Source organism: Variovorax sp. 01N425, assembly GCF_056399465.1.
Genome location: NZ_JBFTRJ010000003.1, coordinates 160,052 through 178,353 on the forward strand (window position 1 = coordinate 160,052; position 18,302 = coordinate 178,353).

22 protein-coding genes are annotated in these 18,302 nt (G+C 67.8%); 5 read left to right on the top strand and 17 right to left on the bottom strand.

What is annotated here, in order from left to right; all coding sequences use genetic code 11:
• Window positions 1-5: 5 nt before the first annotated feature.
• Window positions 6-527: a GNAT family N-acetyltransferase gene (locus AC1DSC_RS06360; RefSeq protein WP_062361589.1), complete on the bottom strand. Its 522-nt coding sequence runs from the start codon at window positions 525-527 to the stop codon at window positions 6-8.
• Window positions 528-588: 61 nt separating this feature from the next.
• Here AC1DSC_RS06360 and AC1DSC_RS06365 point away from each other — a divergent pair, with 61 nt between their 5' ends.
• A complete protein-coding gene (locus AC1DSC_RS06365; RefSeq protein WP_062361591.1) occupies window positions 589-1,176 on the top strand; it encodes a helix-turn-helix domain-containing protein in 588 nt (195 codons plus the stop codon).
• A 110-nt stretch (window positions 1,177-1,286) separates the two neighbouring features.
• On the top strand, window positions 1,287-1,457 hold the full coding sequence (locus AC1DSC_RS06370; RefSeq protein ID WP_018902777.1) for a hypothetical protein: 171 nt from the start codon (window positions 1,287-1,289) through the stop codon (window positions 1,455-1,457).
• Window positions 1,458-1,487: 30 nt separating this feature from the next.
• On the opposite strand, the gene rlmB is transcribed toward AC1DSC_RS06370, so the two are convergent.
• The 3 genes from rlmB to AC1DSC_RS06385 are packed head-to-tail and all read right to left on the bottom strand — an operon-like array spanning window position 1,488 to window position 3,967.
• Window positions 1,488-2,234 carry a 23S rRNA (guanosine(2251)-2'-O)-methyltransferase RlmB gene (rlmB, locus tag AC1DSC_RS06375; protein WP_012747327.1) on the bottom strand — a complete coding sequence of 249 codons (747 nt, stop codon included), beginning with the start codon at window positions 2,232-2,234 and terminating at the stop codon, window positions 1,488-1,490.
• A gap of 33 nt (window positions 2,235-2,267) precedes the next feature.
• Entirely contained in the window at window positions 2,268-3,248 is a 981-nt protein-coding gene (locus AC1DSC_RS06380) for a hypothetical protein (RefSeq protein WP_369664425.1), read from the bottom strand.
• Window positions 3,245-3,967: an ABC transporter ATP-binding protein gene (locus AC1DSC_RS06385; RefSeq protein WP_012747325.1), complete on the bottom strand. Its 723-nt coding sequence runs from the start codon at window positions 3,965-3,967 to the stop codon at window positions 3,245-3,247. The genes AC1DSC_RS06380 and AC1DSC_RS06385 overlap by 4 nt, the downstream gene beginning before the upstream one ends.
• Between AC1DSC_RS06385 and AC1DSC_RS06390 the strand changes: the two genes are divergently transcribed.
• On the top strand, window positions 3,966-4,646 hold the full coding sequence (locus AC1DSC_RS06390; RefSeq protein WP_038106443.1) for an arylesterase: 681 nt from the start codon (window positions 3,966-3,968) through the stop codon (window positions 4,644-4,646). The two genes, AC1DSC_RS06385 and AC1DSC_RS06390, sit on opposite strands and share 2 nt — an antisense overlap.
• Window positions 4,647-4,722: 76 nt before the next feature.
• Here AC1DSC_RS06390 and AC1DSC_RS06395 read toward each other — a convergent pair whose 3' ends face one another.
• Both AC1DSC_RS06395 and AC1DSC_RS06400 read right to left on the bottom strand, forming a co-directional pair.
• Entirely contained in the window at window positions 4,723-4,926 is a 204-nt protein-coding gene (locus AC1DSC_RS06395; protein WP_012747323.1) for a hypothetical protein, read from the bottom strand.
• Between the two features lie 113 nt (window positions 4,927-5,039).
• Complete coding sequence (locus AC1DSC_RS06400; RefSeq protein WP_369664424.1) at window positions 5,040-6,233, bottom strand: PLP-dependent transferase; 1,194 nt, start codon at window positions 6,231-6,233, stop codon at window positions 5,040-5,042.
• 75 nt (window positions 6,234-6,308) lie between these two features.
• Here AC1DSC_RS06400 and AC1DSC_RS06405 point away from each other — a divergent pair, with 75 nt between their 5' ends.
• Together AC1DSC_RS06405 and AC1DSC_RS06410 are read left to right on the top strand one after the other, a co-directional pair.
• Entirely contained in the window at window positions 6,309-7,172 is an 864-nt protein-coding gene (locus AC1DSC_RS06405; protein ID WP_369664423.1) for a helix-turn-helix domain-containing protein, read from the top strand.
• Between the two features lie 65 nt (window positions 7,173-7,237).
• Window positions 7,238-7,690 carry a VOC family protein gene (locus AC1DSC_RS06410; RefSeq protein ID WP_012747320.1) on the top strand — a complete coding sequence of 151 codons (453 nt, stop codon included), beginning with the start codon at window positions 7,238-7,240 and terminating at the stop codon, window positions 7,688-7,690.
• 19 nt (window positions 7,691-7,709) lie between these two features.
• On the opposite strand, the gene AC1DSC_RS06415 is transcribed toward AC1DSC_RS06410, so the two are convergent.
• The 11 genes from AC1DSC_RS06415 to bamB all read right to left on the bottom strand — a co-directional run bounded on the left by AC1DSC_RS06415 (window position 7,710) and on the right by bamB (window position 18,296).
• On the bottom strand, window positions 7,710-8,267 hold the full coding sequence (locus AC1DSC_RS06415; protein ID WP_278876651.1) for a hemerythrin domain-containing protein: 558 nt from the start codon (window positions 8,265-8,267) through the stop codon (window positions 7,710-7,712).
• 183 nt (window positions 8,268-8,450) lie between these two features.
• On the bottom strand, window positions 8,451-8,975 hold the full coding sequence (locus tag AC1DSC_RS06420; protein ID WP_012747318.1) for a phosphoribosyltransferase: 525 nt from the start codon (window positions 8,973-8,975) through the stop codon (window positions 8,451-8,453).
• Window positions 8,976-8,994: 19 nt separating this feature from the next.
• Entirely contained in the window at window positions 8,995-10,326 is a 1,332-nt protein-coding gene (locus tag AC1DSC_RS06425) for an adenylosuccinate synthase (RefSeq protein ID WP_012747317.1), read from the bottom strand.
• Between the two features lie 23 nt (window positions 10,327-10,349).
• Window positions 10,350-11,510: an ATP phosphoribosyltransferase regulatory subunit gene (locus tag AC1DSC_RS06430; protein ID WP_012747316.1), complete on the bottom strand. Its 1,161-nt coding sequence runs from the start codon at window positions 11,508-11,510 to the stop codon at window positions 10,350-10,352.
• Window positions 11,511-11,553: 43 nt separating this feature from the next.
• Window positions 11,554-11,742, bottom strand: coding sequence for a DUF2065 domain-containing protein (locus AC1DSC_RS06435; protein WP_012747315.1), 189 nt, complete (start codon window positions 11,740-11,742; stop codon window positions 11,554-11,556).
• A 20-nt stretch (window positions 11,743-11,762) separates the two neighbouring features.
• Window positions 11,763-12,668, bottom strand: coding sequence for a protease modulator HflC (gene hflC / locus AC1DSC_RS06440; protein ID WP_012747314.1), 906 nt, complete (start codon window positions 12,666-12,668; stop codon window positions 11,763-11,765).
• Window positions 12,669-12,684: 16 nt separating this feature from the next.
• Window positions 12,685-14,055, bottom strand: a complete 1,371-nt coding sequence (gene hflK, locus AC1DSC_RS06445; RefSeq protein ID WP_278879059.1) for an FtsH protease activity modulator HflK — start codon at window positions 14,053-14,055, stop codon at window positions 12,685-12,687.
• 74 nt (window positions 14,056-14,129) lie between these two features.
• The gene (hflX, locus tag AC1DSC_RS06450; RefSeq protein WP_012747312.1) at window positions 14,130-15,299 is read right to left on the bottom strand and encodes a GTPase HflX; all 1,170 of its coding nucleotides are present in this window, start codon (window positions 15,297-15,299) and stop codon (window positions 14,130-14,132) included.
• A 52-nt stretch (window positions 15,300-15,351) separates the two neighbouring features.
• Complete coding sequence (gene hfq, locus AC1DSC_RS06455; protein WP_012747311.1) at window positions 15,352-15,597, bottom strand: RNA chaperone Hfq; 246 nt, start codon at window positions 15,595-15,597, stop codon at window positions 15,352-15,354.
• A gap of 164 nt (window positions 15,598-15,761) precedes the next feature.
• Window positions 15,762-17,105 carry a ribosome biogenesis GTPase Der gene (gene der / locus AC1DSC_RS06460; RefSeq protein WP_018902785.1) on the bottom strand — a complete coding sequence of 448 codons (1,344 nt, stop codon included), beginning with the start codon at window positions 17,103-17,105 and terminating at the stop codon, window positions 15,762-15,764.
• A 48-nt stretch (window positions 17,106-17,153) separates the two neighbouring features.
• Entirely contained in the window at window positions 17,154-18,296 is a 1,143-nt protein-coding gene (gene bamB, locus AC1DSC_RS06465; RefSeq protein ID WP_062361606.1) for an outer membrane protein assembly factor BamB, read from the bottom strand.
• Window positions 18,297-18,302: the final 6 nt, after the last annotated feature.

Here is an 18,302-nt window from a genome sequence, read left to right on the forward strand (position 1 = left end):
GCGAGCTAGCCGTCGACCGGATTCAGCGGCGTGGAAAGAATGCGCTGGTAGAAGGCCACGTCGAGCCAGCGGCCGAACTTGAATCCGGCCTGCCGCACGGTGCCGGCATGCTCGAAACCCAGGCGCTCATGCAGCCCGATGCTGCCGGCGTTGGCGGCATCGATGGCGCCGACCATGACGTGCACGTCGTGCGCCACGGCCTCGGCAATGATCGCCTCCATGAGCCTGCGGCCGAGGCCCGCGCCGCGGTGGCCCGCCTCGACATACACCGAGTGCTCCACCGTGTACTTGTAGGCCGGAAAGGCGCGGAACGTGCCGTAGCTCGCAAAACCCAGCAGCTTGCCGCTCTCGTCTTCCGCGCCGATCACCGGAAAGCCGTTGGCGCGCTTGGTGGCGAACCACGCCACCATGCTCTCGGGCGTGCGCGGCTTGTAGTCGTACAGCGCCGTCGAATTGGCAATGGCCTCGTTGAGGATGGCAAGGATGGCGCCCGCGTGGGCTTCCTCGGTGCAGGGGACCAGGCGCATGTTCGTTCCTTTCAGGCTGTCCAATTTCAATTCGTCCAATATAGGAGAATAATAATCTCATATGAGAAACAATTCATCTCCGCCTGCCGAGCCCTCCGGCATCGACGCGCTCATTGCCGCCCGGCTGCTCGCGCTGCGCCAGGCCAAGGCGCTGAGCCTGGCCGAGCTGGCCGAGCTTTCCGGCGTCAGCAAGGCCATGATCTCGAAGGTGGAGCGCGCGGAGAGCAGCCCGACGGCCGTGCTGCTGGGCCGGCTGGCCGCCGGCCTGGGCGTGCCGCTCGCGCAGCTGCTGACGGAGGAGAAGGCTTCGCCGCGCCGGCTGCGCCCCCGGGCCGAACAGGAAGTCTGGCGCGATCCCGAGGCAGGCTACCTGCGGCGCCAGGTCGCCGAGCGCGGCGCGAGCGGCGGCGTGGAGATGGTCGAGATCGAATTGCCGCGTTCGGCGCAGGTCGCCTATCCGCGCTGGAGCGGCAAGCCGTACCGGCAATGCCTGTGGATGCTCGAAGGCGCGCTGCGGGTGGACTACGGCGACGAGCGCTTCGAACTCGCGCCCGGCGACTGCCTGGATTTCGGCGTCGACCGGCCGCTGGTCTTCAAGGCGCTCGGCCGCGCGGGCTGCCGCTACCTGCTGGTCGCCTCCCCGGCATAGCGGCGCGAAAGTAGTAGGCAAGTTCCCACAGCGACTGGAGACACCGGCCTGTGCCCGCCCCGGGACCGGCCGGGATACTGCAAGGCATCAAAGCTTCCGGGGGAACACGCATGTCCTTTGTGCTCTACATGATCGGTTTTCTGATCTTCCTTGCCGGCCTCGCCTGGGGCGCCTCGGTGGCCGGCGTGCCGACGCTCTACATCGGCATCGGTGCGCTGATCATCCTGGGCATCGGCATCTTCAGCGCGGTGGGCCGCACACGCAGCAAAGACCCTTCCTGATTCAGACCGCGCCCCGGTCGCAGCGCCGCCTCAGGCGCTGCGCTGCCGCATGGCCTCGTAGAGGCACACGCCGCTGGCCACGGAAACGTTCAGGCTCTCGACCGCGCCCGCCATGGGAATGCTCACGAGTTCGTCGCAGGTCTTGCGGGTGAGCTGGCGCATGCCCTCGCCTTCGGCGCCGAGCACCAGCGCCAGCGGCCGCTTGAGGTCGCTCTGGTAGAGGGTGCCGGGCGCATCGTCGCTGGTGCCGACGCACCAGATGCTGCGTTCCTTGAGTTCGTTCAGCGTGCGCGCGAGGTTGGTCACCATGAAGTAGGGCACCGTCTCGGCCGCGCCGCTTGCCACCTTGGCCACGGTCGCGTTGATGCCGGCCGCATGGTCCTTGGGCGCGATCACCGCATGGGCCCCGGCACCGTCGGCCACGCGCAGGCAGGCGCCCAGGTTGTGCGGATCGGTCACGCCGTCGAGCACCAGCAGGAGCGGCACGGTGCCGGCCTCCTCCAGGCCTTCGAGCAATTCGTCGAGCGAACGCACCTGCGCAATGGGCTCGACCCGCGCGACCACGCCCTGGTGACCATGGCTGCCGCTGAGCTTGGCCAGCCGCAGCCCGTCGGCCTCGACCAGCCGCACGCCGGCCTCCTGTGCGCGGGCGATGAACTGTTTCATGCGCGCATCGCGCCGGCTGGTGTCGAACATCACTTCGAGCACCGATTTGGGCGCGGTCTTGATGCGCACGCCCACGGCATGGAAGCCGAAGATCACTTTGGGGGAAGACATCCCCCGATTATCGAGGCCTGCGCGCCCCGTCCTTCAGGCCATGGGCAATCCGCTGTGCGCGCGGGTGCGTTCGTCGTGCAGCTGCTGCACGGCCAGCGCGTTCGGATGCACCCGTGCGCTGTTGCCGGCGCTTTCCAGGTACTGGCAGGCGGCATGGCCTTCGGCGGCCTTTTCGTAGCGCGCGACCCAGGCATCGCGCAGCGGCAGCTTCTCGGGCGACACGGGCCACACGCCCGGCCGCGGCCGCAGGTGCTCGCCGATGCCGATGCGCCAGGGCTTGGCGCTCAGGCGGGCGCGAAAGCAGTTCTGGTTGCGGCACATGCGTGCGTAGACCTTGTCGACGCCCAGCGCATGGAAGCAGTCGGCCACCGCCATGTCGGCCGGGCTGAAGACGTCGTGCATCGCCAGCACGCGGAATCCGGCCGGCGTGCGGTACAGGCGCAGGTGCCAGTCGGGGTGCTGGTGGACGAAGCGCCCGATGCGCTCGGCCGCGCGCTTTTCGGGCGCGGGGTTGCCGCTGGCCTCGCCGCGCTTCCTGGCCAGGCCGATGCGGTAGGCGACGGCAAAGACCACGATGGCCGCGATCAGCCCGCCCAGCCAGGTCTTGGCGGTCCAGCCGCCGACGATGCCGGCGATCAGCGCGGGCGCCAGTGCAAAGCCGAAGACGCTGCCGCGCAGGGGTTCGTCGAAGTCGATGTCGACGAACAGCACGTCGGGCGTGTTGAGGCAGCGCGCGCCATAGCTGTTGCGCGTGATGACGGTGTCACCCTGCCGCTCGACGATCTCTTCGCGGATGGGCACGCCTTCGGCGCCGTTGTAGGCCAGCTTGCGCTCGCGGCGGTTGAGCGCCTCGCCCGCAGCGATGCGCTCGAATGCCTCTTGCGTGCGCTGGTCGGCATGGGCCTGGGCGGCGATCGGGCTCTCGTCGGACCAGCCGTAGCGCCGCACCGTGATCTGCTTGCCCGCGACGTGCTGCTGGATGCGGCCTTCGGCCCAGAACCGGGGAACGATCATGCCTGCAGCGAAGCCACCAGCACCGGCGTCGACTCGTTGAGCGCCATGCGCCCGGCCTCGATGGTGATGCGGCGCTCGCACTGGGCCGCAATGCCGCGGTCGTGCGTGACCAGCACGAGCGTGGTGCCGAGCTCGCGGTTCAGGTCGAACATCAGCCGCATGACCTGCTCGCCGGTCGCGAAGTCGAGGCTGCCGGTGGGCTCGTCGGCCAGCAGCAGCGCCGGCTGCACCACGAAGGCCCTGGCCAGCGCCACGCGCTGCTGCTCGCCGCCCGAGAGCACCTTGGGATAGTGGCCGAGCCGCTGGCCGAGGCCGACGCGCCCGAGCATCTCGGTGGCGGCCTTGCGCGCGTCCTTGCGGTCGGCCAGTTCGAGCGGCAGCATCACGTTCTCGAGCGCGCTCAGGTTGCCCAGCAGCTGGAAGCTCTGGAACACGAAGCCCACGCGCTGGGCGCGCAGCGCGGCGCGCTCGTCCTCGTCGATGGCAAAGATGTCATCGCCCGCGAGCCTGACGGTGCCGCGCGTGGGCGTGTCGAGCCCGGCAATGATCGACAGCAAGGTGCTCTTGCCCGAACCCGAGGCACCCACGATGGCGGCGGTCTCCCGCGCGCCCAGGGTGAAATCGATGTTCTGCAGAATGTCGAGCGTACCGGTCGAGTCGGTCACGGACTTGAACACATGCTCGACTGCGACAATGGCATCAGACGGGGGTTGGGACATGGAAAGGCTTTTCGTTTTGAAACGACGTGACTTTATCTTGAGCGCTGCCGCACTCGGCAGCGCAGGGACATGGACGGCAGCCCATGCCCAGGCCGCGCAGGCCCCAGCGCCCCGCCAGCCCGTGATCCTGGTGCTTGGCGATTCGCTGAGCGCCGAGTACGGCCTCAAGCGCGGCGAAGGCTGGGTGCCCCTGCTCGAGAAGCGCCTCGCCCAGCAGAAGATCCCGGCCACGGTGGTCAATGCCAGCATCAGCGGCGACACCAGCTCGGGCGGACGGGCCCGCTTTGCCTCGCTGCTGGCGCAGCACAAGCCCACCCACGTGGTGGTCGAACTCGGCGCCAACGATGCGCTGCGCGGCCTGCCGCTGCAGAACACCGAGGACAACCTGCTGCAGATCACCAAGGCGGCGCAGGCGGCCGGCGCCAAGGTGCTGATCGTCGGCATCCAGGTGCCGCCCAACTACGGTGGCGACTACACGCGGCGCTTCGAGGCTGTGTTCGGCAAGGTGGCCAGCACCACCAAGGCGGCGCTGGTGCCCTTCCTGCTCAAGGGCGTGGCCGATGCGCCCGACGCGCTGGCGCTGTTCCAGGCCGACCGCATCCATCCCACGGCCGCCGCGCAGCCGCAGCTGCTCGACAACGTCTGGCCGGAACTGCGCAAGCTGCTCGCCGCCAAGTAGGCCTGCCGAAACAGAAAAAGCCGCTCCAGGCCCGAGGGCCCGCAGCGGCTTTCTTGTCGAGAGCCTTGATCTGGGATCAGCCGTTCTTGGTCGGCAGATCGGGCACCGTCGGCGGATCGCGCTCGAGCGAGGCCACGTCGGTTTCCGGGTCACCCGGGGCCAGGCCGTCGCTGCTCGGGGAGAGCTTGCGATTGGCCTTTTCGCGGAGCTTCTCTTCCTTTTTCTTCTTCTTGGCCAGCTCCTTCTGGCGCTTTTCGTAGCCGTAATTGGGTGTTGCCACTGTTCTCTCCTTGAACGAGGCAGTCAAAGCGACTGCGTGTCATCCAACTGTAAGCGATAACGGTGCACCCAAAGCCCGTGGAGCGGCGGGCCCCGGCATCCGGAAAACTTCTCTTACATCCGCGCGAGCGCCTGCTGCAGGTCGGACCGCAGGTCTTCCACATCTTCCAGCCCGACCGAGAAGCGCACCAGCGTGCCCTTGTGCGGCCAGCGCGCCACGCTGGCATCGCGCATCAGGCCGATGTCGTACGGCACCACCAGGCTCACCGGGCCGCCCCACGAATAGCCGAGGCGGAACAGGTTCAGGCTGTCGCAGAAGCGGTCGACCTGCTCGGTGCTGAAGCTTTCGTCGAACACGACCGAGAACAGGCCCGCCGCCAGGTCCGTGCCGCCGCACAGCGCACGCCAGTTGGCATGGCCGGGCGATCCTTCGAGTGCCGGGTGGAGCACCTGCGCGATCTCTTCGCGGCCGGCAAGCCAGCGCGCCAGTTCGCGCGCCGAACGGTCGTGCGCGGCATAGCGCAGCCCGATGCTCGGCAGCGACCGCAGCAGTGTTTCCACGTCGCCGACGCCCACGCCGAAGCCCGTGCGCATATGGGTGAGCTTGAGCGCGCGGTGCAGCCGCTCGTCGCGCGTGACGACGCTGCCCATCAGCACGTCGCCGCCGCCGCTCGGGTACTTGGTGAGCGCATGCACCGAGATGTCCACGCCCTGCCCGCTGCCGTTGAAGTCGAAGGGCGCGAACGCGAGGCCCGCGCCCCAGGTGTTGTCCAGCGCCGTCACCACGCCGCGCGCACGGCAGGCTTTCACGAGCGCCGGCAGGTCCGGAAACTCCATCGTCACCGAGCCCGCCGCCTCGAGCCACACCAGCCGCGTGCGGTCCGAGAGCTTGGCGGCCAGGTCGGCAGGATTCATCGCGTCGTACAGGCGGTGCGTGATGCCGAAGTTGGCCAGCTCGCCGGTCGCCAGCGCCTTGTTGGGGCCGTAGGCGTTGTCGGGAATCAGCACCTCGTCGCCACTCTTCAGGAAGGCGAAGGAAACCAGCGAAATGGCGGCCAGGCCGCTCGGCACCAGCAGGCACTCGGCGCCGCCTTCGAGCGTGGCCAGGCGCTCCTCGAGCGTGAAGGTGGTTGGCGTGCCATGCAGGCCGTAGGTGTAGCCGGCCTTGGTCTTCCAGTCGCGCGCGCGCATCGCGGCCACGTCGGCAAAGAACACGGTCGATGCCTTGTAGATGCCCGGCTGCGGCGCGGCGAAGTTGGCGGGCGGCGTGTAGGGGTGGTGGATCAGGGTCGTGGAAGGCTTGCTCATGGCCCGATGCTAGCGCGGCAATCCGCCGCACAATGCGCCGATGGGCAACAGCCGGTTTTTCCCCAGGGCTGCAGCATGCCGCAGCTGACAAGACTCCCCGCCCCCTGCCTGCGTCCCTACGTGCGGCTGATGTGGGCCTCGGCCCCCGCGGGCGCGGCCGCCGGGCAGCCGGGCGCGCGCGAACACGTGCTGCCCACCGGGGGCATGCACCTGGTGTTCCGGCTCTCGGGGCCGCCGCTGAAGCTGTTCGGCGGCCCGGGCGACGTGCGCGGCCAGACCTGCGGCCATGCGATCGTCGGCGGTGCACGTGCCGCCCCCTACATGCGCGACGTTTCGGTGGCCACGCGCTCGGTCGGCGCGCAGCTCCAGCCAGGGGCCGCCCGCGCGCTGCTCGGCGCACCCGAAGACGCGCTGGCCGGCCAGCACACGCCGCTCGACGCGCTCTGGGGTGCGCAGCAGGCCAACGCCGCGCTCGAACGGATCCACGCGGCGGGCAGCCTCGAAGCGCAGCTGGCGGCCTTCGAAGCCTTGCTCGCCCAGCGCGCCATCGATTCGCAAGGCGCCGGCCTGCGCGGCCTGCACCCGGCCATTGCCGCAGCGCTCGGTCCGCTGGCGCGCGAGAACCCGCCGATCGCCGCGCTGGTGGCACGCAGCGGCTACAGCCACCGCCGCTTCATCGCCCTTTTTCGCAGCGGCATCGGCCTTGGCCCGAAGGAATATGCGCGGGTGATGCGCTTCGACCGCGCGCTGGCGCTGGCCGGCGGCCCGGTGCAGAGCTGGGCCGAGATCGCGCTCGCCGCGGGCTACAGCGACCAGGCGCACCTGAGCCGCGAGTTCTCGGCGATGGCGGGCATGCCGCCAGAGGCCTGGCGGCAGTCCGGGGCCGTGTCGCCGCGGCACGTGCCGGCGGCCGCAGGTCAAATTCGTTCAAGACGCTAGCGGGGCGGCGCCGCAGAATCGGCGCCGGGACATGGCTTCTTCCTTCCTTCCGAAAGGCAACCCTCATGGCAATCCACGAACTGTTTCCGTACCTCTGCGTCGACGATGCCGGCGCGGCCATCGACTTCTATTGCAAGGTCTTCGAGGTCAAGGAGATCTTCCGCCTCACCGAGCCGAGCGGCCGCATCGGCCATGCGGAACTCGACTTCCACAACGGCGCAATCCTGATGATCTCGGACGAGTTCGCCGAATACGGCATTCCCAGCGCCAGGACGCTGGGCGGCACTGCGGTGACGCTGCACCTGCACGTGGACGATGCCGACGCCGTGGTGGCGCGTGCCGTGGCGGCCGGCGCCACGCTCGACATGGCGCCGCAGGACCAGTTCTACGGCGAGCGATCGGGCGTGTTCCGCGACCCCTTCGGCCATCGCTGGAACGTGGGCCACAGCATCGAGAAGCTGACGCCGGAGGAAATGCAGCGGCGCTACACCGCGATGTTCGATTCCGAAGGCGCCTAGGCACCCGTCGCACGGAATGTCAGCCTGCGGGCTTCGGGACTTGTCCGCGCAGCGGCGAACGGCGATGCCCGCGCTTCCTGGCCGCTCCCACCTCCTTCGAGATGGACGAGACCACGGCGGCCCATTCCTCCGGACTGAGCAGCAGCGCCGTATGCGAATGCAACAGCGTGTCTTCCTTGTCCAGATGCGCGGACATCAATTGCCGGTGCTGCCGCAGCAGCGCGTCGGCGTCCACGTCCGCGCCCGTGTTGTCGCCTGATTCGGCGCGCGCGAGCAGGATCTTTGCCTGTGCAAGCAGGCCGCTGCAGCGCTCGCTCTCCGAATCGAGCTGGTCGAGAAGCCCGTCGGCCTCGCTCGACCTGCCGCGCAGCATGTTCAGCATGACAACGCCCTTGGGGCGGTGCGTTGTTTCTTCGAAGGCCTGAAGGCGCTCGATGGCTTCGATGGCCGACCTTGCCCGCTGCCGGACGCCCGCTTCGCCCCCTGCCTTCATCGCCGTTTCAAGGCGAGCCAGCAGCTCCCGGGTGCGAACGTGCTCGGCGCGCAAGATGGCCCACGCGCATTCGGCCGCCAACATGCTTCACTCCTTCGAAGCCGCGAACGGCTCCAAGCTTGCCTGTGAACTTGAGGCTTTAACGCTATGGTTCTACGCCGTTGCGGGGGCTGCTGCAAGCCGCGCCGGCGCAGATGCGCGCTGCGCCTACAGCGTGGCGGCCCGAATGCCGATGAGGCGCTGCCGCAGGCGCAGCAGCGGGGTCGGTCAGACCGACCACTTCTCCAGCAGCTTCTCGGCGCCCAGCGAGTCGTAGCCTTCGAAGGGCTGGTGGATCCACGGATTGGTCGGCAGGTACTCGACCGAGTAGTCGGGCGTGAAGGTCGACAGCGCCTTGGTCCAGATCACCGCGCTGCGCAGTTCGGTGATCGGCTTGTAGTTGTTGCGCAGCATGTCCATCACCGCATGCAGCGTGTGGCCCGAGTCGGCCAGGTCGTCCACCAGCAGCACCCGGCCGGCGATCTCGCCCTTGGGCGTGGTGATGAAGCGCGCGATGTCCAGGTGCCCCTGCACCGTGCCGGCGTCGGCGCGGTAGGAGCTGGTCGACATGATCGCCAGCGGCTTGTCGAAGATGCGCGAAAGCACGTCGCCGGGCCGCATGCCGCCGCGCGCGAGGCACAGGATGGTGTCGAACTGCCAGCCCGACTGGTGGATCTTGATCGCGAGCTTCTCGATCAGGTTGTTGTACTCGTCGTAGCTGACGTAGAGATGCTTGCCGTCTTCGGTCAACATGGTGGGGGTTCGTTCCTGTTCAGTCCGCGAGATAGGGGTGGCGCATCATGATCGTGTGGTCGCGATCAGGGCTCGTGGAAACCATGTGGATCGGCACGCCCGTGATCTGCTCGATGCGCTGCAGGTAGAGCCGTGCATTCACGGGCAGCTTGTCGTACTGCGTGACGCCGACGGTGCTCTCGCTCCAGCCTTCGAGGGTCTCGTAGATGGGGGTGCAGCGCTCGATCTCGTCGGCGCCCATGGGCAGGATGTCGGTGGTCTCGCCGTCGAGCTCGTAGCCGGTGCACAGCTCGAGCTTCTCGAGCCCGTCGAGCACGTCGAGCTTGGTGATGCACAGGCCCGACAGGCCGTTGACCTGCGCCGAGCGCTTGAGCAGCGCGGCATCGAACCAGCCGCAGCGGCGGCTGCGGCCCGTGGTGACGCCTTTTTCGGCGCCCACGGTGCTCATGTGGTAGCCCGGCGTGCCCGGCGTGGCCCAGTCGAGTTCCGTCGGGAACGGACCGCCGCCCACGCGCGTGCAGTAGGCCTTGGTGATGCCCAGGATGTAGTGCAGCATGCCCGGGCCCACGCCCGAGCCCGCGGCGGCATTGCCGGCCACGCAGTTGCTCGAGGTGACGTAGGGGTAGGTGCCGTGGTCGACGTCGAGCAGCGTGCCCTGCGCGCCTTCGAACAGCAGGTTGGCGCCGGCCTTGTGCGCGTCGTTCAGTTCGCGCGACACGTCGGCCATCATCGGCTTGAGCAGCGCGGCATGGCGCATGGCCTCGTCGAACACCAGGTCGAAGTCGATGGCGGGCGCGCCGAGCACTTGTGTCAGCACGTGGTTGTGCAGGTCGAGCAGCACGCGCAGCTTGGTCGCGAAACGCTCCGGGTGCTTCAGGTCCTGCACGCGCAGCGCGCGGCGCGCGATCTTGTCTTCGTAGGCCGGGCCGATGCCGCGGCCGGTGGTGCCGATCTTCTCGACGCCACCTTTTTCGCGATACGTTTCCCGCGCGATGTCGAGCGCCGCGTGGAAAGGCAGGATCAGCGGGCAGGCCTCGCTGATGCGCAGGCGCGAACGCACTTCGACGCCGGCCTTTTCGAGCCCTTCGATTTCCTCGAACAGCTTGGCAGCCGAAAGCACCACGCCGTTGCCGATGTAGCACTTGACGCCGGGCCGCATGATGCCGCTCGGGATCAGGTGCAGCGCGGTCTTCACGCCGTTGATGACCAGCGTGTGGCCCGCGTTGTGGCCGCCCTGGAAGCGGACCACGCCCTGGGCGCTTTCCGTCAGCCAGTCGACCAGCTTGCCCTTGCCTTCATCGCCCCACTGGGTGCCGACGACGACCACGTTTCTTCCGGTGGTTACGCTCATGCTCGTTCCATTACTTCAAAAAATCAGAGGGCTCGGACTTGCCACTGCCCTGCGTGCTCGACGAGCTCGCGGTCGCAGTGGAATTCATCGATTTCGCTGCCGTGGCCCGGCAGCACGCAGACCACGATCTCGCCGGCCTTGCGCAGCCCGGCAATGGCCTCGCGCAGGCCGGCCGCGTCGCTCCAGGGCGCGCGGATGGCCGCGCGCAGCGGACGGGCCGGCAGCACGCCGACCAGTTCGCGCACGTCCAGGCTGAAGCCGACCGCCGGCCGGTTGCGGCCGAACACGGCGCCGACTTCGTCGTAGCGCCCGCCGCGCACCAGCGCATCGGCCGCGCCCGGCACGTAGATGCCGAAGCGCATGCCGCTGTAGTAGGCATAGCCACGCAGGTCGGCCAGGTCGAAGCTGATCTGCCGCGCCGGATCGGCACCGAGGCTCGCGGCCAGCTGCTTCAATCCGGCCAGTGCCGCGCTCACGGCCGGCGTGCCCTTGAGGGCCTTGGCGGCTTCGTCGAGCACCGACGCATCGCCATACAGCTGGACCAGCGCGCGCAGGCCGTCGCGCGACGCAGCCGGGAAACTGCGCGTGAGCGCATGCAGTTCGCTCGCATCCTTGGCAACCAGCGCCGCATGCACGCGCGCCAGCACGGCGGCGTCGACCGGCACGCCGGCGAACAGCGCCCGCACGATGCGCGCATCCGCCAGGTCGACGATCACGCCGTCGCTCAGGCCCGATGCATGCAGGCAGTCGAGTGCCAGCAGCAGCACTTCGGTGTCGGCCTCGAGCCCCGCATGGCCGTAGATCTCGGCCCCGAACTGCAGCGGCTCGCGCGTGGCATGCGGCCGGTCGGGGCGGGTGTGCAGCACCGGTCCGCAGTAGCACAGGCGTGCCACGCCTTCGCGGTTCAGCAGGTGGGCGTCGATGCGCGCCACCTGGGGCGTGGTGTCGGCCCTCAGGCCCATGCTGCGGCCGGAGAGCTGGTCGACCAGCTTGAAGGTTTGGAGGTCGAGCGCCTCGCCGGTGCCGGACAGCAGCGACTCGAGGTGCTCGAGCAGCGGCGGCATCACCAGCTCGTAGCCATAGCCACGGGCGGTATCGAGCAGCTGGCGTCGAAGTTCTTCGATGTGGCGCGCCTCGGAAGGCAGCACATCGGCAATGTGATCCGGGAGGACCCAGGCGGACATGGGGATCGGGGGCGTGGTTAAACCGGGATTCTACCGGGCCGCGCTACCCCAGCAGCCAAAGAAGGGCCAAACCCAGCAAGATGCTGCAAAGTCCGAAGAAGCGCAGCTGGCCGTCGCGCAGCTGCATGAGCTGCCCGAAACCGCGCCGCCACCCGCCTGGCGAGACGAAAGGCAGGATGCCCTCGATCACCAGGACCAGCGCCAGCGCGCTCCAGAAGATTTCGGCGCTCACGGCGACGGCCCGGCGCAGGATCAGCGGCGCGGAGGAGCGTTGCCTGCGGGCGTGCCCGAGCTCTGCATGGCCCGGAAGAAGTCCGACGACGGGTCGAGCACCATCACGTCGCTCTTCTTGTTGAAGCTTTGCTTGTAGGCCTCGAGGCTGCGATAGAACTGCGCGAACTGCGGGTCACGGCCGAAGGCCTCGCTGTAGGCGGCGGCGGCCTGGGCATCGCCCTCGCCCTTGATCTTCTGGGCGTCGCGGTAGGCGTTCGCCACGATCACTTCGCGCTGGCGGTCGGCGTCGGCGCGGATCTTTTCACCTTCGGCCGTACCGGTCGAACGCAGTTCATTGGCCACGCGCTTGCGCTCGGCCTCCATGCGGCGGTAGACCGATTCGGTGATGGCTTCCACATAGTCCACACGCGTGATGCGCACGTCGACCACGTCCACGCCCCAGGGCTTGGAGCCCTTCACCACGGCCAGCACTTCTCGCTGCACGTCGGCCATCAGCGCTTCGCGGCGCACCGAGATCAGGTCGCGCACGGTGCGCTTGTTGATGTTTTCCTGGAAGGCGTTGCGCACCACGCGGTTGAGCTGCGTGGCGCCCGCGTTTTCGTCGAGGCCGACGTTGCGGATGTAGGCCTGCGGATCGGTGATGCGCCAGCGCACGTACCAGTCGATCACCACGCGCTGCTTCTCGGCCGTGAGCATCGGCTCGGTGTCGAGGCTGGAGAGCGTGAGCAGCCGCTTGTCGATGTACGACACGTTCTGGAACGGCGGCGGCAGCTTGAAGTTGAGGCCCGGCTCGGTGATGACGCTCTTGATCTGGCCAAGGGCATAGACCACGCCGAACTGGCGCTGGTCGACCACGAAGAGGGTCGAGCTCAGCAGCACGAGCAAGACGAGGATCGACGAGGCGATGAATCCGATTCTGTTCATGTTCTTCCTGGCCTTTTCAACGCACGTCGCGATCACGCGAACGGCCATCGCGGGCGCGGCTCTCGCTCGATGGCGGCACCACCGGAATCACCGACGACTGGGCGGGCGCGGTACCCGCCACGCTGGGGCTGGCCGCATCGACCGGCGTTGCGGCCGGGTTGCTGCCGCTCAGCTGCATGAGCTTGTCCAGCGGCAGGTACAGCAGGTTGGAGCCTTGCTTGGTATCGACCAGCACCTTGGTGGTGCTGGCATAGATCTGCTGCATGGCGTCGGTGTACATGCGGTCGCGCGTCACCTGCGGCGCCTTCTGGTACTCGGCCAGCACCGCACTGAAGCGGCCGGCATCGCCCTGTGCCTGTGCGACGATGCGCGCCTTGTAGGCTTCGGACTCTTCCTTGAGCCGCGAGGACGTACCGGCGGCAAGCGGCACGACCTGGTTGGCATAGGCCTGCGCATCGTTCTTGGTGCGCTCGCGCTCCTGGCCGGCCTTGAGCACGTCGTCGAACGCGGCCTGCACCTGCTCGGGGGGACGCACTCCTCCCTGCTGCAGGTTGATGCCGACCACTTCGACACCGATCTTGTAGCGGTCGAGGATGGTTTGCATCAATTGCCGCACGCGCGGAGCGATCTGGTCGCGCTCCTCGGCCAGCGCGGCATCCATCTTCATCTTGCCGACCACCTCGCGCACGGAGCTCTCGGCCACCTGCACGATGGTTTCGGCCGGCGACTTACTCTCGTAGAGCCAGGCCTGCGCATTGCTCAGGCGGTACTGCACGGCGAACTTGATTTCGACGATGTTCTCGTCTTCGGTCAGCATGGCCGATTCGCGCAGGCCGGTGGAGCGCACGATGGCGTCGCGGCCCACGTCGGTCGAGCGGATCTGCGTGACCACCACCACCTCGTGGCGCTGGATGGGATACGGCAGGCGCCAGTTGAAGCCGGCATTCACCGTCGTCTTGTAGCGGCCGAACTGCGTCACCACGGCCTGCTGGCCTTCGTTCACGATGAAGAAGCCGGTCCCGAGCCAGATGAGAACGGCCACCGCCGCCACCAGGCCGAGGCCGAAGCCGGCATTCTTCATGTCCGGCCGATAGCCGTTGCCGCCACCGCCATTGCCGCCGCCGGTGGGGCGATTGCCGCCGCCCTTGCCGCCGAAGAAGCCGCCCAGCTTGCGGTTGAGGTCGCGCCAGAGTTCATCGAGGTCGGGCGGGCCCTGGTTCGGGCCCTGGCCGCGGGGGCGGTTGCCGTTGCCGTTGTTGTTGCCCGAGGGCGGTGGCGTCGGGCCGCCCGGCGGGTCCGCGTCGGGAGGCCGGTTGCCGGTTGGGCGATCGCCGTTGGACGACGGCTCGTCGCCACGGCCCCATCGGCCATCGTTCAGGTTGAACATGCCCAGAAACCCTCTCCACGCTGGCTTTGCATTCATTCGCTTCGTTCTCTTGTCAGTGGCGGGATTGTGCCCAATCAATTGGCGGTGTCGTGCAATTCAGTGTCGGCCTCTGGGGTCATCGCGTCGCCCAGGGAGCCCGACCGGCGGGCCAGCTCGGCGCGCAGCAGGGGCAGTCCCTCGCCGCTGCGGGCGCTGAGGAAGATGCGCGGAACCCGCACGCCGTCGATTTCCATGTCGTCCTGCAGATGCAGCGGGTGCTGCGCAGTTTCAAGGGCATCGAGCTTGTTGAACACCAGAAGCTGCGGGACGGTGTCGGCGCCGATGTCGCGGAGCACGGACTGCACCTCGGCCATCTGCTCCGGGTAGTGCGGATTGGAGGCATCGACCACGTGCAGCAGCAAGTCGGCATCGACGGCCTCCTGCAGCGTGGCCTTGAAGGCGTCGACCAGCCCGTGCGGCAGGTCGCGGATGAAGCCGACGGTGTCGGAAATCGAGACCTGCCTGCGGGCATCGCCCAGGTAGAGGTTGCGCGTGGTGGTGTCGAGCGTGGCAAAGAGCTGGTCGGCCGCATACGCGCGAGCCTTGACCAGCGCATTGAACAGCGACGACTTGCCGGCGTTGGTATAGCCCACGAGCGAGATGTTGAAGGTCTCGCGGCGCTCGCGCTGGCGGCGCTGCGTGCCGCGCTGCTTCTGCACCTTGGCCAGGCGCTCGCGCGTGCGCTTGATCGATTCGCTGATCATCCGGCGGTCGAGCTCGATCTGCTTTTCGCCGGGACCGCCGCGCACGCCGGCACCGCCCGTCTGGCGCTCCAGGTGGGACCAGCGGCGAACCAGGCGCGTGCTCAGGTACTGCAGGCGAGCCAGCTCGACCTGCAGCTTGCCCTCATGGGAGCGGGCGCGCTGGGCAAAGATCTCGAGGATGAGGAAGGTGCGGTCGTACACCGCCACGTCGAGCTGGCGCTCGAGGTTGCGCTGCTGCGCCGGGCTCAGCGACTGGTCGAAGATGACCTCGCTGGCCTGGTGCATGGCGGCCAGTTCCTTGATTTCTTCGGCCTTGCCGCTTCCAACGAAAAGTGCGGCGTCGGGCGCCTTGCGCTTGCAGACGAGGCGCGCGACAGGCGAAAGGCCCGCGGTCTGCGCGAGCAGGCCGAGTTCCTCGAGTTCGCTGTCGAAATGGGGCAGCCCGAAATCGACGCCGACGAGAACGGCGGCGCCTTCCTGGCGGGAGTTCAATTCAGACAAGCGGGATCAATATGGAAAAAGCGCGGCGGGGTTACCGCCGCGCTCCGCGCGATCAGGCTGCGGCGTCGTCGTTCTCGGCAGCCGAGAAGTTGACGGCACGACCCGGCACGATGGTGGAGATGGCGTGCTTGTAGACCATTTGCGTCACCGTGTTGCGAAGCAGCACGACATACTGGTCGAAAGACTCGATCTGGCCCTGCAGCTTGATACCGTTCACCAAATAAATGGAGACCGGCACATGCTCGCGACGCAGGGTGTTCAGAAACGGGTCTTGTAGAAGTTGCCCTTTATTGCTCACGATATTCTCCGTGTTCAAGAGTAGTTGTTGGAGAGATGACCTTAACACAGGGTTTCTGCGCTGCAGCAATCAGGGTCAAAAGCCTTTGAAAAATAACGTCTCTCAAAAGGCGGAACTTTCGACCCGGCCATGGCTCATCGGCCGCCATCGGCCGCCAAGCGTGCTCAATCGTCCTTGTCCGCAAAGGGATTTTGCGAGCTTTTGAACTGGATGCGCAAGGGCGTGCCCACCAGATCGAACTCCTTGCGGAAGCGCCCTTCGAGAAAGCGCTTGTAGGCCTCGGTGACATGCTCCAGCGAATTGCCGTGGATGATGATCACCGGCGGATTCATGCCGCCCTGGTGCGCATAGCGCAGCTTGGGCCGGAACATGCCCGCGCGCTTGGGCGACTGGAACTGCACCGCCTCCAGCAGCAGCCGGGTCAGCACCGGCGTGGACATCTTCCGCGTGGCCGACTTGTGGGCCTGCGCAATGGCCTGCCACACCGGACCCAGGCCCTGGCGCTTGATGGCCGAGATGAAATGCAGCGATGCGAACTTGAGGAACGGCAGCCGGGTTTCGATCTGGCGCTGGATCTGCTCGCGCTGGTAGCTGTCGACCGCGTCCCACTTGTTGATGGCAATCACCACCGCGCGGCCGCTTTCGAGGATGTAGCCGGCGATGTGCGCGTCCTGGTCGGTCACGCCCTGCGTGGCATCGAGCAGCAGCAGCACGACGTTGGCCGACTCGATGGCCTGCAGCGTCTTGACCACCGAGAACTTCTCGATCGCCTCGAACACCTTGCCCTTGCGTCGCAGGCCGGCCGTGTCGATCAGCTCGAAGCGCTGGCCGTTGCGCTCGAACGGCACCGAGATGGCGTCGCGCGTGGTGCCCGGCAGGTCGAATGCCACCAGGCGCTCTTCGCCGAGCCAGGTGTTGATCAGCGTGGACTTGCCGACGTTCGGCCGCCCGGCCACCGCCAGCTTGATGGGCTTGTTGACGTCGTCCTCGTCCGCCTCGTCGTCGGGATCGGGCAGGTTCAGCGGCGCGAGCGCCAGCTCGACCAGGTCGCGCATGCCCTGCCCGTGCGCCGCGGACACGCCATGCACGTCGCCAAAGCCGAGTTCGTAGAAATCGACCAGCTTGGTGCCGTCGTGCATGCCTTCGGCCTTGTTGGCCGCCAGCACGCAGGGCTTGCCGAGCCGGCGCAGCTCGTTCGCAATGTCGTGGTCCTGCGCCGAAAGGCCTTCGCGGGCATCGACCACGAAGATCACGACATCGGCCTCGGCCACGGCCTGCCGCGTCTGCTTGGCCATTTCCTTGTAGATGCCGCTGCCCGCATCGGGCTCGAAGCCGCCGGTGTCGATCACGATGAACTCGTGCTTGCCCAGGCGGCCGTTGCCATAGTGGCGGTCGCGCGTGAGTCCGGCAAAGTCGGCGACGATGGCGTCGCGCGTCTGCGTGAGGCGGTTGAAGAGGGTCGACTTGCCGACGTTGGGCCGCCCGACCAGGGCCACGACCGGCTTCATGGCCGGCCTTTCAGGGGCGCGGTTTTCATGGTCGGGCCTTGCAAAGAGTTATTCAGGGCGATATCCAAACACACCGCCGTTGGCAGTCACCACCACCACCGTGTTGCCGGCCATCACCGGCGTGACGCCAATGGCGGAGCCATCGGGCGTGACGCGATTGAGCAGTGCGCCGTCTTCGCGCGAGACGAAGTGCAGCGTTCCGTTGTCCTCGCCGATCACCAGCGAACGGCCCACCGCGAGCGGCCCGGTCAGGACGCGGTTCTTGAACCGGGTCGACTGCCAGGCCCGCTCGCCATCGGCGCGGCGCCAGGCGACGACGCTGCCGTCGGACTCGGTGCCGTAGACGAAGCCCTCGTCGCCGCTGACGCCCTCGGCGCCCACGGCAGGCTTGCTCCACAGCAGCTGGCCGCGCGCGGTGTCGACGCAGCCGACGTTGGCATAGTAGGCACGGGCGCACACGGTGTCGCCGACGCGGCTCACGCTGCCGGTCAGGTCGACCAGGCGCTCCACGTCGTTGGTGCCGCGCGGCGCCGCAATGGGGGCTTCCCAGCGCGAGGTGCCGTTGGCCGGGTTGATGCCGACCAGCCGGCCACCGATGCCCGAGATCAGCGTATCGCCCACGGCGATCAGCACGCCCGACTTCTTGAGCACGAGGTTTTCGGCCGTGCGCTGCTGCAGCCAGAGGCGGCGGCCACTCTGGCCGTCCCAGGCGCTGATGCTGCGGTCGGCGGTCTGCACGAAGACGCGGCGGCCGGCCACCAGCGGCGCGGTGAAGGCCTGGGCCGAGAGCCGCTGCTTCCACAGGACCTTGCCGCCTTCGATGGCCACGAGTTCGTTGTCGGTGGTGACCACCGCGGCCAGCGAGCCGTCGCTGCCGACGCCGGCTGCGAGCTTGGCGCCCGCGTTCGCGCGCCAGGTTTCGCGGCCGGCACGGGCGTCGATGGCGACCACGGTGCCGTCGCTGCCGGCCACGGTGACGATGTCGCCGCTGACGTCGGTGGCCAGCGGGAAGCCCACGGCCGGGATGCGCACGCTCCAGGCCTGGCGCACGCCGAACAACGCGGGGTTGGCGGGCAGTTCGGCCGGCTTGGGCTTGCTGGTGCCCGAGCAGGCAGCCAGCATCGCGGCCAGAACAATGGCCGAACCTGCACGCAGGACGGACGACTCAGGCATGAAACGCTTGAAATTCATAGTGCG